General features: G+C 56.4%; 9 protein-coding genes, 2 tRNA genes and 1 riboswitch. Of the genes, 1 reads left to right on the top strand and 10 read right to left on the bottom strand.

Going from position 1 to position 15,292, the window contains the following annotated elements; all coding sequences use genetic code 11:
- Nucleotides 1-63: 63 nt before the first annotated feature.
- The 4 genes from OHL14_RS05085 to OHL14_RS05070 all read right to left on the bottom strand — a co-directional run bounded on the left by OHL14_RS05085 (nt 64) and on the right by OHL14_RS05070 (nt 5,050).
- A complete protein-coding gene (locus OHL14_RS05085; protein ID WP_263378241.1) occupies nt 64-1,260 on the bottom strand; it encodes a sugar-transfer associated ATP-grasp domain-containing protein in 1,197 nt (398 codons plus the stop codon).
- A gap of 148 nt (nt 1,261-1,408) precedes the next feature.
- Complete coding sequence (locus OHL14_RS05080; RefSeq protein ID WP_263378240.1) at nt 1,409-2,560, bottom strand: acyltransferase family protein; 1,152 nt, start codon at nt 2,558-2,560, stop codon at nt 1,409-1,411.
- 969 nt (nt 2,561-3,529) lie between these two features.
- Nucleotides 3,530-3,606: transfer RNA gene (locus OHL14_RS05075), tRNA-Val, on the bottom strand.
- A 112-nt stretch (nt 3,607-3,718) separates the two neighbouring features.
- Nucleotides 3,719-5,050, bottom strand: coding sequence for a rhamnogalacturonan acetylesterase (locus OHL14_RS05070; RefSeq protein ID WP_263378239.1), 1,332 nt, complete (start codon nt 5,048-5,050; stop codon nt 3,719-3,721).
- A gap of 410 nt (nt 5,051-5,460) precedes the next feature.
- On the opposite strand from OHL14_RS05070, the gene OHL14_RS05065 reads away from it, so the two are divergent.
- Nucleotides 5,461-5,537 (top strand) — tRNA-Asp (locus OHL14_RS05065).
- Nucleotides 5,538-5,920: 383 nt separating this feature from the next.
- On the opposite strand, the gene OHL14_RS05060 is transcribed toward OHL14_RS05065, so the two are convergent.
- From OHL14_RS05060 to OHL14_RS05035, 6 genes are all read right to left on the bottom strand, one after another.
- Complete coding sequence (locus OHL14_RS05060; protein WP_263378238.1) at nt 5,921-6,979, bottom strand: threonine aldolase family protein; 1,059 nt, start codon at nt 6,977-6,979, stop codon at nt 5,921-5,923.
- Nucleotides 6,980-7,033: 54 nt separating this feature from the next.
- Nucleotides 7,034-7,138: riboswitch (SAM-I-IV-variant riboswitch) on the bottom strand.
- Nucleotides 7,139-7,179: 41 nt separating this feature from the next.
- Nucleotides 7,180-7,854, bottom strand: coding sequence for a hypothetical protein (locus OHL14_RS05055; RefSeq protein WP_263378237.1), 675 nt, complete (start codon nt 7,852-7,854; stop codon nt 7,180-7,182).
- A 96-nt stretch (nt 7,855-7,950) separates the two neighbouring features.
- Nucleotides 7,951-9,756 carry an amidohydrolase family protein gene (locus tag OHL14_RS05050; protein ID WP_263378236.1) on the bottom strand — a complete coding sequence of 602 codons (1,806 nt, stop codon included), beginning with the start codon at nt 9,754-9,756 and terminating at the stop codon, nt 7,951-7,953.
- Nucleotides 9,757-9,806: 50 nt separating this feature from the next.
- Nucleotides 9,807-12,515 carry a methionine synthase gene (gene metH / locus OHL14_RS05045; RefSeq protein WP_263378235.1) on the bottom strand — a complete coding sequence of 903 codons (2,709 nt, stop codon included), beginning with the start codon at nt 12,513-12,515 and terminating at the stop codon, nt 9,807-9,809.
- Nucleotides 12,512-13,603, bottom strand: a complete 1,092-nt coding sequence (locus OHL14_RS05040) for a homocysteine S-methyltransferase family protein (protein ID WP_263378234.1) — start codon at nt 13,601-13,603, stop codon at nt 12,512-12,514. The genes metH and OHL14_RS05040 overlap by 4 nt, the downstream gene beginning before the upstream one ends.
- A gap of 243 nt (nt 13,604-13,846) precedes the next feature.
- On the bottom strand, nt 13,847-15,127 hold the full coding sequence (locus tag OHL14_RS05035) for a hypothetical protein (protein ID WP_263378233.1): 1,281 nt from the start codon (nt 15,125-15,127) through the stop codon (nt 13,847-13,849).
- Nucleotides 15,128-15,292: the final 165 nt, after the last annotated feature.

Genomic DNA, 15,292 nt, shown 5'->3' with positions numbered 1-15,292 from the left:
GCGATCAGTCGCATCTTTATTTTTCGAATCCTTTCACATGGGCACTGTATACAGGCAGCCGATCTATACCAATCGTCGCGACGTTGCGCTCGCCCATTCCTGTTCGATCAGCGAAGGAAGCGAGGTAAGGCCGAGGGGTCCCCAAAGCTGCTGCAACTCCAAAGTTCCCCATCCTGAGTTTGTCTCCAGCAAAGCTGGACCTTCCGATGTGAAAACTACATCCCAACCCAAAGTCACAAACCGCTGAAATGCAGTGGCGTGCGCCCTTCGACATAGTTCGACGGCCTCCGCAAAGAAGGGAATGACATCGCCAGTCTCCCCAAGCTCTTCTGGTCGCAAACCTGGCTGTCCAAGCCGCCGTAACATGCGCCCGTCTTCCCATCGCAGGCAAACAGCTGTCCCCCCCGTCGTGGTCAAGCCAGGACCTGTTGGTAACAAGAGGTAATTACCCAATAGCGCCACTTCACCGTTTCTTCCAAGGGCAGTAATGACACGGAGCGTCATGATTCGTCCGTCTGTCATCTCAGACAGCGCGGGGTGGTTCTTGAGCCGTTGTTGCAGCAAAAAGTCTCCCTTGCTGAGTTGTTCGTACAGATCCTCTCGCGTCAGAACCCTTCCGCCACTTGCCTGGTAGCCTTCTGATCGCTTGGACCAGAGCTCTGCGCCCTCGCTTCCCGATAGGCTTAGCGGCTTCACCCACAACTCTTCAGCCGATAGAACATCCAGACCGGGTCCAGCTTCACCGCGCCGGAATATACCCAGATACTCAACATGCGCCAACCCATGTTTCGAGCAAATGGAAGCAAAACGCGCTTTGTCCTGAACGTCTTCATTGTTGGCGCCACGCACGGTATTCAGATACTGAACTGCCGGCCCGTCTATCCAGTAGAGGTATTGGCTCGCCATGGCCTTCTGCTTTCGGTCGATAAATCCGTAAAGGACATACTCCACCGGTGGAACGTTGTTGGCCAGAGCCAACCAATACATTCGCAGCCACTCGCCCAGCCCAGCTTCTGGATGGGATTGTTTCAGGAAGCTTAGGTTTCGCCATGTTTCAAATCCGATCGCGAAGGGATAGGAACAGGCGAAAAACATAAAAAGACATTTTCGCTGCCAAAGATGCTTCCGGCGTTCGAATCGAGAACGCAATGACCTCAGCCGCAGTCTTTCTATCGTTGTCCGTGGCTTCCGCAGCGGGAACGGGAGCCCGAACTGCGCGAATGCGTAGAGTTTCCACGCCAAGGCTCGATCAAGTTTCATACGTTAATAATAACGATGCCATATTCAGGGTCATGTTCCCTGCAAAACGGAAATTTTGGCTTGCGTGTGCCGTTCTAAGGGTGGCGTTTGCGGAGAACGTTATTTGAAACTGGTATATTACCAGCTCTCTACGGTTTCAGCGCATAGGCTAGTCGCGTCTGCATGAAGAGTGCTGGGTGTTGTTTGCCTCTGCTTGACGCTGGGCTTGTTGCCGAGTCACGATGGAGCGCCCATAGCGAGTGAACGGCTTCTCCATAAAACGGTAGCTGATGTATGCCGTAACGAATGCAGCCAAGTACTTCAAAGGGAGCATCTTTGGCGAGTTCCACCCCGAGAGCGTCGTGGGCGCGAGAAAGAGTTGCTGCCAGATGTACAGGCTGTAGGAAACTTTCCCTAGAAAGAGGATTGGTCGGTTGCTCAGAAGCAGGCGCGGCAGCTTTGCATCGGCAAGGGCCGAAACGCAAACCATGAGTGTGAAAATAACCGCTTGCACTGACCGCATGTCGACCGAGGCGTTTCGAGTGGAGAGCCAGAGCAGCAGCACGAGCGCAGTCAAACCATATATTGACCCCATCTTCTTCAGGGCAGGTAGTACCACAGGATAGAAATGGATGAGAAGCGCCATCACTGCGCCCATCATGATGTAGTCGATGCGCATGTCAGTGTGCTGGAGTACTCCAGCGACATCCGAAGGGTTTGACACCTGTCGCAATGCCAACGGACGCCAGATGGCAACCGCAGCGATCACGCCGAAACCAACCCACATGGCTCGGCGCCATCCCAGCAGGAAGGCGCATACAGGCCAGACCAGATAGAAGTGTTCTTCAACCGACAGCGACCAGAAGTGGCTGGTGTACCAGGTGCCTCGAATGTAGTTGGTAAGAAATACGAGCGCCGTTAGGTCCCTGGCCTGCAGTCGGATGACTCCGAGAGCAAAGAGGACGGCTATGACAAAGAGATACGCAGCGAGTGGAGGCAGAATGCGAAAGACGCGCTTAATGTAGAACTCTCGGATGGAAAACTTACCGCGAGCGACAGTTTCAACGAGCAGGCGCTGCGTAATGAGGTACCCGCTGATGGCGAAAAAGATTAACACGCCCATCGCACCGACTCGCCCCACCAACGGGCTAACCAGTTGCAGGTGCTTGTACCCAGTGATGTCGGAATTGTAAATGCCGTGGAAGGCGAGCACCAATAGAATCGCTACGGCTCTCCAACCATCCAGTATCGGGATGTACCTGCCGTCTCCATGGGGGTTGTGCTCGCTATTGGCAGTCATCACCCCGCTGTTTGTTCTCATGCTCTTATTCCTTATCCAGGTTGTATGGCTGCCGTGCTAGCTCTATAGAGGTGAAGCGATGTGGATGTCAGTATATCTTGCTGATTGAGTGCATCATGACATGAGACCGTGCCCTTGGCCATCTCGGTAAAGAGAACGAAGCCGATGATCGTGGGTGCCCTAAATCGCAGTGTACGTCTGGACCTTGCATGCTATGGAATGCCGACCTGCCCGCGAACGAACTTTGCTCAACAGTCTGCGATCTACTTGATGCCCATCACAAGTCCCCGCGTTCCGGTGAAGATGTCGGAATTGCTACATGGGCAAATCTGGTCTTTGATTTTGATGGATTTGGGCAGACAGGGAATTGCCTTTTCTGTGCCGACTTCGGAGGGGGCTGAGAACGTTTTATACAGCCACCAAGAGCGATTACAGCCACCGAGCGATCAAAGCCGCTGTCCGATTTCTTCTATCTGATTGAGTCTCAAAATAAGTTCGATGCGGACAAATCTCTAGAAAATTACAAATTTGCAATGAAACGATCGCCTACTCACCTGACGTAATTACGATTTCATCTCAAAGCTCTTTTCTTCGACGGTGTATCGCGCTGCATTAAATTGCAGTGACAGGGGTCGCGAGAAAGATACATCGGCGCGTGTTTCTTTTGGCGTAAAACAGAATGACCGTCCAGGAATGAAGCTCCGTTCCACAACCCGGGCTAGAGCGACTCAAACCGCTGAAAAATCACTCAAGATGCAGCGAAAGCTATTGGAAACAGAGTCGAATCTCTCTAAATCTGAGATCCCTTGCAGAGTTCACGTAATTTACAAACCGGATAGATCGGTTCGCTTGATCGTCAAGGATTGAGAGCGCAGACTAGTTTTTATCACTAGGGAGACGATGCCTGTCAGATTTTGGAATAAGACGGCGTAACTAGACTCAGGCTTTCTCTGTATGAACACTCTCTGGCGAAAGCGCTACGCAAAAAAGTGGTGGGCAGAGAGGGACTCGAACCCCCGACACCCTCGGTGTAAGCGAGGTGCTCTAACCAACTGAGCTATCCGCCCACTCGTAACCGCAGGTCTGACCGTTGTCACACCGAACGTCTAAAACAAGTGTAGGCGATTCCAGCGTATGTCGCAATGGCTGTGACCTGCGCCAAGGCGACACACGTTGGAATTATCGGCCATACGGCGTTGCGCTGGAGAGGAATGGGCTTGCAGGCATCGAGAAGCCTTCAAACGGATCAGGCTGTGCTGGGTCGAACGGAGGGATGTGCGGCACCAGATACTTTTCCAGCACGAGGTGCCGTTGTTGAATGGCCAGGACGATGCAGCGAGCGAGTTCATATGCTCCGTAGGCATTGAAGTGCGTGTCGTCCTTCAATTCGTCCTTCTGGTCTGCGAAGGTATTGGCCGGGTAGTGAACGAAAGCGTGAAGCGTTCCTTCAGGGCCGAGGGCCTCGAACAAGGTCTTGCTCATGGCATTTAGATCGAGGAGGCCGAGTTTTTCCTGTGTGGCTACGTCGCGGAGGGCCTGCGGATAGTCGCCTAGGGTTTGCTTGATGTGGCCATCGGCATCGAAGTTGCGGCGATTCATCGGCGTTACGAGGAGGACGGTCGCGCCGTGGGCCCGCGCCTGATCGATGTAGCTGTGGAGGATGTCCTTGAACATCGTTTCGGCGGGCACGTAGCCGTTGCCGGGCTTTTGATCGTTGTGGCCAAATTGAATCATCAGGTAGTCGCCGGGCTGGATCGTGGACATGATCTTGGGCAGGCGACGCTCGCCTACAAAGCTACGGATCGTCTCTCCGGATTCAGCCTGATTGGAGACGACGATGTTGCGGTTAAGGAAGACGGGCAGCATCTGCCCCCACGCCGCCCATGGCTCCTTATCCTGGTCGACAACGGTGGAGTCGCCCGCGATATAAAGCGTGGGCAGGTTGATGCGCTTGATAGCGATCGAGCGCACACTCGGATGCCGACCGTTGAACTCTAGCGTCAGCTTTTCATCCCAGTCGAGCGCGCCTATCTCGCGTGGCTTGAGCTTGACGCTGTTGGCTGGGTTGCCGGCGATGGGAGCGCTGCGTACGTTGACGTTGAAGACATAGGTGTGCGATTCCTTCGCGGCCAACACGGCGTGGAAGACCATCAGTCGCCGGGATTCGGCCTTTACGGTGACATCTGCAGGCTGGCTGCCGCCAAGCACTACTGTCACCTGATAGTTACCATCGGGCTCTGCGATAGAAAAGAAGAAAGGAGCGTCGCTGCTGCACGCGGAAGAGTCGATGCCCGGAGAGGCTTGCAGGTCCCAGCCTGCGGAACTGGCGCCGTAACGTGTGGCTGCTGTCAACTGGCGCTCACCGTGCCGAGCCTTGCTGCATGTGTAGCTGGCAGTGTTCTGCGCTGCCATAGTGACTGTTGTGCACAGAGGTGCAGAGAGCAGCACGATCTTCAGTAGGAACTCGGCACTCAGGCCGCGAGCAGGGAGTTGAAAGCGTAGATGCAGCATGATTCCTCGGCAAGTCTTCCGCAAAATTGTAGAGGAAAAATGAGTAGTTATGGAAATAGTTTCTCTGTCGGTTTCTACTCCGGCATTGCTTGCAGGCCCTTTGAGCACATGCCACAACATAAAGTGGTGACACTCTGATATCGCTCATCCGTCCCAGTCACGAACACAGCATTGTCCTGCCTCCGTTCTGCGGCTATCTGATACCTGGCATGCAAGAATTGCACAGGCTGAAAGGTGGCAGCTCTCTCATGTTGCCCGACTTCTGATAGACTTAGTCTTGTTGAGGCGATGGCTGATCCGGCGGTATTCCCCGCGGATTGAGTCTGAGCGGAAGACAAGATAGAATGAAAATGTCCGCTACATAGCGGATCGTTCTATGTGACGAAAATCCAGTTGTTGCAAAACAGCTTGGGGACGTAGCTCAGTTGGTTAGAGCGCTGCCCTGTCACGGCAGAGGTCGCGGGTTCGAGCCCCGTCGTCCCCGCCATAAACCCTGAACATAAGGCGTTTATGGCTGAATAGTCCCTCTCTAGCCGTACTCCGCTCTGGATGGGCTAACGCGATTTTCGTACATCTCACACCACGCAGTAAGCGGCCCTTGCCCGTACTGTTTACGTCGACAGCCTGTCGCTAAGTCTCAGACGCGTTCAGTCGTGGCATACGGAACAGCTCGCAACCGTGCAAAGTCTGATTCAGTTCGTAAAGTGCGTCTTGATTGCGGAAAAAACTCGGAGGCTACCGGCAGCCACTTCAACTCTTGAATACGTTCTTCAACATTTAATGGCCGCATTTCGTTCTGCGGGATTTAGCAGCGCTTTTGTCGCCTGACGCCGATAGGCTCAGGCGACAAAAGCCAAGCAGTCGCATCGCCTACCGCACCGCGGCGGTGAGTGTCTCCGCTACAGCGCTGCGCAGGTCGTTGCATAACTGGTCGATGCGTTCACGTTTCGTATCCCAGGAGAACATGAAGCGCGCGGCACCGCCGATGAAGGTGTAAAACTTCCAGCCTCGTTCCTGCAAAGCTGCCAGTACCTCCTCTGCTGCCGTCACGAAGACCGCGTTCGCCTCAACTACGGGGGAGACCTCAATACCTTTGATCTCTCTGGCATGCTCGGCGAAGTAGAGTGCGCAATCGTTCGCGTGCGCGGCGTTGGTCAGCCATGCTTCACTCTCGATCATGCCTACCCATGGGGCTGCGAGGAACCGCATCTTCGACGCGAGCTGACCTGCCTGCTTGCAGCGATAGTCGAAGTCCTGTGCAAGTGCTCGATCGAAAAACAGAATTGCCTCGCCTACCGCCATGCCATTTTTCGTGCCGCCGAAACACAACACATCCACGCCGCTCTTCCACGTCACTTCGGCAGGTGAGCAGCCCAGGCTAGCGCACGCATTCGCAAACCGCGCTCCATCCATGTGCAGTTTCAGCCCGTGCCCTTTGCAGGCAGTGGAGACGGCCTGCACCTCCTCGGGTGTGTACACCAGTCCCGTCTCGGTCGATTGCGTAATCGTCGCCACGCGAGGCTTCGGATAGTGAATATCCTGTCGCTTGGTGGCGAGATCGCGGATCGACGCTGGCGACAGTTTGCCATCCTCACTCTTCGCCACCAGCAGCTTCGATCCGTTGGAGAAGAACTCTGGCGCACCACATTCATCCGTTTCCACATGTGCAGATTCCGCGCATATCACTCCGTGGTAAGACTGACACAGCGACGCCAGCGCCAGCGAATTTGCAGCCGTGCCGTTGAACGCGAAGAAGACATCGCAGTCGGTATCGAAAAGATGACGGAACGCATCCGACGCCCGCGCCGTCCATGGATCATCTCCATACGCCGCCACATGGCCGTGATTGGCTGCTTCCATAGCTGCCCACGCTTCAGGGCAGATGCCGGAGTAGTTGTCGCTCGCAAATTGCTGGGGAAAATCGGTCATCGATGGTCACGCCTCTCAATCAACATCTGCATCATGAGCTGTAGTGATCTGCGACGTGATCCCGTTGGTTGCCGGACGGCCGCATCTCCCCACGTGGGACGCCACCTTGCTCGGGAGCAGGTTGGCGTTGAGCCTTTCGCTCAACTCTTGATGTACCTACAAGTGTAAGAGATGCGGTCCCGATAGACAAACCAACGTCATCACTGTGGGGCAACTTCGCTCGGCTTTCGGCGCACCAGCAAGCTTGCTGCAGCAATCGTGCCGTCGGGATTGAACAAGACCGATGCCGTGCGGGATGTGCCAGCACTGGCCGCGAGTGGGATGAGGATGCTGCTGACCTTTACAGGCTTGGTCGAGCGAAGAGCATCCGGGTCCCTCGCAGCGTCTGTCGTCTGCAAACTCTCACCTGCAAGGAGGAGCAGGCATACTGCCTCGTCAGCAGGGTCCATCTCGCGGCCGCGCGTAGTCTTCTCTTCCAGTACCGCATGGTTGAAGGCACCAAGCAGGGCATTTTGAACAAGGTCTGCCTCGTCCTGATTGCCCGGTAACTCGCTCACTCGCAGCAGCCGGACACCCCCTTCCCATGGTCTGTCGGCGGATCGCGCTGCTGCGTGATCGAGATCGTAGATTGCGACGAATCGCGCTCCCTTAGGCGTAGACGTTACGAAGCTCGCGAAGGCGTGGTGCGTAAAGGATCCGCACGAGCCAACGGTGTGTAGTGTCCATCTGCTATCCAGATGGGTGGAATACAGACTCTCCGCGATCTTTTCGACCTCAGCCTGCCTTGCCTGAATGAAGTGGTCGGATGTCGCGTTTGTCTGCGCGAAGGCAGGGAAGCTGAAGAGTGCGGTGGCCAGGAGGGCAATACGATTCATCGAAATCCTCGCCTTAAGAATACGCTGTCACGAGGAAGCTTCGCAGCGCTCAACAGCGTATTCTCCACAACAAACCTGTGACCTCTGACGCGGCCGTTAATAGAGCGTGACGTTGTCGAGCTCGAGCCAGCTCCTGGCTCCAGCCGCACGATGATCGACGATCTCCAGTTCCGTCAAGTCATTCCCCGTCCAGACCGGCTCAGCTTCATTTTTCAGTGTTCTGCTTGCATGTTGGAACGCAGTGAAAGGAAGCTCAATGGTCTTCCACGAGCCAGAGCCCGAGGCGGCCGCAACCCATGTACCTTTCAGACTGTTGAAGACAACCTCGTAGTCGCCATCCCCGCGCAGCTCGAACCGAACTCCGTGATACGCGCGCAGGTCTGCCGGGGCGATAGAACCCTTTGTCAGGGGAAGGATCACACTGACGGTCGCGTTCTCCTTCACCGCCATCTTCGCCGTCATCAGCAGTGCATGGTCGCTATCGCTTCGTGGAATCACCTGCAAGATCTCCTGACTGCGATCGAGCCCACCATCTGGATTGGTAACCACCAAGGTATTCAAATTGGAGCGTCCATCGGCGCGCTCAAAGTTATCGATCAGCGCGTTCACCTTCACCGCAGGCATCGGCAAATCTCCATTGGGGGGCGGTGCTCCTGACCCAGAAACAAGTCTGCCGTCAACGAAGACACGATCGATCTTCTCCACGTCGGCGATATCGTCCCACGGCTTGCCTTGAATCAAAACAAGATCAGCGCGCTTACCCACTTCAATCGTGCCACGGTCAGCCAGTTCTCCCATCGCCCCGGCGCTGTTCGCCGTGCCTGCAATTAGCGCGGCTGATGCTGGGATGCCAGCCTTCACCAGCAACTCCATCTCTCGCAGCGCAGCCTTGCCATGCAACGTTGCGGGCATGCCCGCGTCTGTACCAAGCGCGATCGGCACGCCCGCGTTGTAGAGCTTGAGTGTGTTGCGCAACGCAAAATCCCACTTGCGCAAAGACTGTGCGGAGGGCGCACCGCTGTGGCCGGGTTTGTTCGGCTCGTACACGGCAAGCGTGGGAGCGAGCGCACTGCCACCCTGCTTGATCGCGGCGATAGTCGCGTCATCAATGTCTCGGTCCTGCAGGGCATGAGCGATGATGTCTACCTTCGCCTCGCCGGCCTCCGCACCCTTCGTCACCGTCACTGTATGCGTGAGTACGGGCAGGTGATATTTGTGTGCCTCGTCTACCAGCGCCGCGATCGTATCCTCATTCATGCTGGTCATGTCGGGTGCGGTGCCATAACGCCAGCCATCGGTCATCACCTCGCCCAGGCAGTCAGGGTTGTAGGCTTCGATTGCATCGACGCCGGCACGCGCCGCCGCGGGTGTGTTCACCCACTTGGTCGTTTCTGTGTCGGCCCAGTCCGCGCCATGACCACCTGGAGTGCTCAGTCGCCCGCAAAGGTTCACATGCGGCGCAATGAGCGTTGACAGCCATTGCCGTCTTGCCTCAAACGACTCCGGCGAGGCATTGAAATCATTTGAAGTCGTAACTCCTGCTGCTAGATCTGCGTTGGCAATTAGCGGTGTGTCACGTGGAACTCCGCCGGGCGTCCAGTGTGTGTGCAGGTCGAAGAAGCCCGGCAGCAATGCCTCTCCAGAGGCGTCGATTCTGTGATATCCCGCGGGCACCGCCAGATCGGACCCAACAGCTATGATGCGACCGTTGCTGATCAATACCGTTTCGCTGAGTGGCGCAGCCCCGGTCGCGCTGAACACCGTGGCGCCCATGATCGCCAGTCCACTCTGTGCCGGAGTCGCTGCTGAGGTCGCGACGGTGCCGGCTGCAAAGCTCGAAAGAAGTACGAGCGCTCGTGTGAATACCTTGTTTTTACTTTGCCAGCGACTGAACGGGGTCATCGTTGGATTGTAGATCAGGTGTCGACACACAGCGCTCGCGACAAGTAACTCTAGTTCGATGGATCGTAGTTAAGATTCTGCCCAAGCCAACGCTCGACCTCTTCGACGCTCATGCCTTTGCGCTCGTGATAATCCACCACCTGGTCGCGATCGATCTTGCCCAGGCTGAAGTAGCGCGATTCAGGGTGCGCAAAGTACAACCCGCTGACGCTCGAACCGGGCCACATCGCAAACGACTCGGTGATGATCATGCCTGTGTTTGCATGCACGTCAAGCAGGTTCCACAAAATGCCTTTCTCCGTGTGATCCGGACAGGCTGGATAGCCCGCTGCCGGTCGAATTCCGCGATAACCTTCTTGGATGAGTTCGGCCGGGCTCAGACCTTCGCTGCGGCCGTAACCCCATTCATCACGCACTTTTTTGTGCAGGCACTCTGCAAACGCCTCCGCGAGGCGATCCGCAAGAGCCTCCGCCATGATCGCGTTGTAGTCGTCGTTATCGGCCTTGTACTGTTCGCAAAGCTCCTTCAGATGGATGCCACTCGTCACTGCAAAGGCGCCAAGATGATCGGCGAGTCCCGTCTCCTTCGGAGCGATGAAGTCCACTAGCGAGCGACAGGGCTCCGCTCCCTCGCGGTTAGCCTGCTGCCGCAGGAAATGAAACTTCGTCAGCACCTTGGTGCGCGTCTCGTCGGTGTACAGTTCCACGTCGTCACCCACCGCATTGGCAGGGAAGAACCCATACACTCCACGAGCTGTGATGAGCTTATTTTCTATGATGACGTCAAGCAGGGCATTGCCATCGGCAAAGATCTTCTTTGCCTCGGCACCTTGTCGTTCGTCTTCGAGAATGCGTGGATAGATCCCTTTCAGCCCCCAGGTATGGAAGAACGGTGACCAGTCGATAAACTCCCGCAGCGTCTCCAACGGAAAGTTATCGAGCACTCGAATACCCGTGAATTCAGGAGTCGGCACATCTTCGGCGCGCCAGGTGATCGGCGTGCGTCGCGCCCGAGCAGCTTCCAGCGAGACGGCACTCTGCTTCGGAGCGGTATGCGCTTTGCGAACGGCATCGTACTCTGCGCGATACTCCGCAACGAATGCATCCTTGCCATCTTCGCTCAACAGGCTTGTCGTAACAGGCACGGCGCGGCTGGCATCGAGCACATGGATTACCGGCTCGCTATAGTGTGGCGCGATCTTCACGGCCGTATGAGCGCGGCTGGTCGTAGCGCCGCCAATCAGCAACGGCAGCTTGAAACCCTGCCGCTCCATCTCGCGCGCCACATGCACCATCTCATCGAGTGACGGCGTAATCAGGCCGCTCAGCCCGATCATGTCCGCCTTCTCAGCCTTCGCGCGTTCCAGGATCTTCTCGCAGGACACCATTACACCGAGGTCGATCACGTCGTAGTTGTTGCATGCCAGCACGACGCCGACGATGTTCTTTCCGATGTCATGCACGTCGCCCTTGACCGTTGCGAGAATGATCTTTCCCTGCGCCTTCACCACCTCACCGGCAGCCTCTGCAGCAGCCTTCTCGGCCTCCATAAATGGAGTCAGGTGAGCTACAGCCTTCTTCATCACGCGCGCTGATTTCACGACCTGCGGCAGGAACATCTTGCCTGCGCCGAACAGGTCGCCGACCACGCTCATGCCCGCCATCAGCGGACCCTCGATCACCAGCAGCGGCCGTCCCAACTTCACGCGGGCCTCTTCAGCATCGATCTCGATGTAGGCGTCGATACCCTTGACCAGCGCGTGCGAAAGCCGCTCTTCGACCGTACCGTTGCGCCATTCTTCGGCCTTCTTCTCTATCTCAGCAGAGCCCGAGGTTCCCGCAGCCTTCAGCGCTTCGCCAAAATCGACCAGTCGCTCCGTCGCATCCGGGCGGCGATTCAGCAGCACATCCTCGACCAGCACCTTCAACTCAGGATCAATCTCTTCGTACACCTCGAGCATGCCGGCGTTGACGATGCCCATGTCCATGCCCGCAGCAATCGCGTGATACAGAAATGCGGAGTGCATGGCCTCGCGGACCTTATTGTTGCCGCGAAAGCTGAACGAAATATTCGAAACACCGCCGCTCACCTTCGCGTGTGGGAGGTTTTCTTTGATCCAGCGCGTGGCTTTGATGAAGTCCATCGCGTAGTTGTTGTGTTCCTCCATGCCCGTCGCAACGGTCAGGATGTTCGGATCGAAGATGATGTCTTCCGGCGGAAACCCAACCTCATCGACAAGGATGCGATAGCCGCGTTCGCAGATGCGTATCTTGTCCTCGTACGTCGCGGCCTGTCCGTCTTCATCAAAGGCCATGACCACAACCGCCGCTCCATACTTCAGCACCTTGGCAGCGTTCTCGCGGAACTTGTCCTCGCCTTCCTTCAGAGAGATCGAGTTCACAATGCCTTTGCCCTGCAGGCATTTCAGGCCAGCCTCAATGACCTCCCATTTGGAGGAGTCCACCATGAACGGGACCTTCGCCACCTCAGGCTCACTCGCGAGCAGCTGCAGGTATCGCGTCATCGCGGCAACACCATCGATCATGCCCTCATCCATGCAGATATCGATAACGTTCGCGCCGTTCTCCACCTGCTGCCGGGCTACGCTGACAGCCTCTTCGTACTTGCCTTCCTTGATCAGTTTCGCGAACTTTGGCGATCCCGCGACGTTCGTGCGTTCGCCCAGCATGATGTAAACGCCTGGCTGTTGCGTAAAGGGCTGCGATCCTGACAGGCGTAAAGGCTTAGTCTCGATCATCGTGCCGCCTTCAGCTCACGCGGAGCTTTACCTTCAAGGGCCTTCGCAATCGCAGCGATATGCTCCGGTGTGTTGCCACAGCAACCTCCCGCAATATTGATCAAGCCACCCTTGGCAAAGTCGCCGAGGTAGCGCGCCATATCTGGAGGCCCGAGATCGAAGCCCGTCTCCGACAGTGGATTCGGAAGTCCTGCATTCGGATAGCACGAGATCGCCACGTCTGCCTTCTCCGAAAGCTCCGACAGGAACGGGTACATCAGGTCCGGCCCGAGAGAGCAGTTCAGACCGACCGATAGCGGCTTCACATGCTTCACCGCATTCCAAAAAGCCTCGGTCGTTTGCGCCGAGATCAGCGTCTCGCCGCCACGTCCAACAGCCGCCGATATCATCACGGGCAATTCGATCTTGTCCGCGTCGAAGACCTCGCGAATCGCAACCAGAGCGGCCTTTGCATTCAGAGAGTCGAAGATCGTCTCCACGAGCAGCAGGTCTGACCCACCAGCGATCAGCGCGCGCGTCTGCTCAATGTAGGCCTGCTTCACCTGATCAAACGTCACCACCCGAAACCCTGCATCGTCGGCGTCCGGCGAGTTCGACAACGACACCGTCAACGGCCCAATCGCGCCTGCAACGAACCGCTGCCGTCCCGTGTCGTTCGCCACGCGGTCGGCCCACTCGCGGCATTGCCGCGCGCTGGTCTCATTGATCTCCCAGGCCAACCCGCTCAGCATCTTGTCGTCGATGATCTTTTGATAAAACTCAGGGTCTTTGCGACCGCCATGCTCACGTGGGTCGTCCACAAAGAACTCGCTCTGGGTGATACTGGTCGCGCCAAAGGTGTTCGTCTCGATAATGTCCGCACCCGCCTCCAGAAAGCGGCGATGAATATCGCAAATCATCGCAGGCTGCGTCAGCGAAAAGATATCGCCGTTGTTCAGCATGTCCTTCGTAGAGTTCTTGAAACGCTCGCCGCGGATGTCGGCTTCCTTCATTCCGTACGTGCGAATCGTCGTGCCCATTGCGCCATCGATAATTGCGATGCGTTCTTTGAGAATGGCCTGTAGAGGATGTTGCTGAGCTGTCGTCATCACTTACCGTGCTTCCAAAGTGCTGCATCCGCAATCGCGGTTTCGCCCGCACTGCGTCGTCTGACCCTGCCGTCGAATGCCTGTCGAGAGGGTGGAGAATCCGAAAGAAGCGGCGTCCGCCGGAGAGTCAGGCTAAGGTGATTCAGCCCCTCTCCATCGCACACTTCCACTAGGCATCGCCACGTATAGTCGCAGCGTGCATTGTTCATTATAACGGGGCTGTCAACATGAAGCGCCCTGATGTTACTGCTTACGGATCATCTTGGTAGGTGCAGGACTGGTCAGCAGTTCATACTGCTCCATTAGCTTGATCATCATCGTGGAAAACGACGGATTGAAGATGTCCGTATGGTTTTTGATGATTGCCGGCGGCACCGTTATTACCCAGTAGGGAGAGTCGTTCCAGCGGTTCGCGACTGGCGTCATCTCGAAGCATTGCCCACCTGCAACAAACCGGAACAGAGCTGTCGAGCTTATACACGACCCCGTCACCGGCTGTACCTGGTGGCTATAGAGATAAGGAGTATGCCCCGGCGTATGCGTGAAAAATGTCTTCTGCGATGGTGTGGGTGGGATCGTCTGCGGAATATACCCATTGCTCAGCGACTTCGTTGCCGCATCCAGGTTCTGTCCTAGTGGGAACGCTACGCCCGTGGCCGTATCTCCCGTTGAGGTTACCGATAGAAAGAGCGGCCCTGCATAGTGATCGGTCCCTCGGTCCACCGTGAACTGCGACCGCTTCATCAGCTCGATCATCGACTTCGTGCGCAGGCTGTCGTTGGCTGAGTTCACATACAGAATCAGGTCTGCTGGCGCAAGAATCGTCGGAGGTGCCATCTGACCGTTCCCATCCGGCTGCGGCACCAGCAGGCTCACGAAGGTGTTCGTCAGCGCTGTCTCCAGCACGCGCGCACCAAAGGAGTGCCCCACCACTACGATCTTCGAGTTTTGGCTCCCCAGCTTGGTCGCACCCATAATGCGAAAGATCGCCTCAGCATAATCGGAGCTGCCCACACGCTCCGCCGCATCGCGCCGATTCCAGAAGGTGGTGTCGTCCAGAAAGCCGCGCACCGATTCGCCACGCCATCCCAGATAAACGCCGATATAGCTGCGCGCATTTTCGCCGAAACGATTTTGCTCGTTCCTGCCCAGTTTCTCCATCAGTTCCTTGAACGAATAGAGGTTCTTCTCGCGCTCGTTCTCTGGCGATGCATTGTTCTTCCATCCATGCGTAAAGACCACCACGACGACGTCGCGGGTGCGCGCTTTCTCCGTCTTGATCAGATCGAGCACACGCGTGAGCTGACAGTTCGTGGGCACAGACAGGTCCGTACACTTCTCCCACGACTCGCCCATGTCGTCGAACTCGACGATGCCTAGCTTGAAATGCGTCGGCCCCACCTGCCCAGGCAACGTCGGTGGGTTCTGCAAGGCCAGGTTCTTCGGGCGATAAAGCTTATTCGGCACGCATCCCGTCAGGCAGACGAGCAGGGCAAGGAAGGGAAGAGATCGAACTCGCAGCATGGCATCATCCTTATCGGAGTCAGAAAATCTGAATACGAACGAACACTGCATGGCCCGGGGGTTTGGCGCTGTAAATGAATGCTTGACACCGATCACTCTACCTGTTTTCATTTGTCGAAATTACACATACGCATTTCTTTTTCTTCTGAAGTTCTTCTTTCTCCT

The organism is Granulicella paludicola (assembly GCF_025685545.1).
GTDB classification, from domain to species: Bacteria; Acidobacteriota; Terriglobia; order Terriglobales; family Acidobacteriaceae; genus Granulicella; species Granulicella paludicola.
Note: the sequence above shows the minus strand (reverse complement) of the source record. Positions and strands in the feature narration are given on the sequence as shown.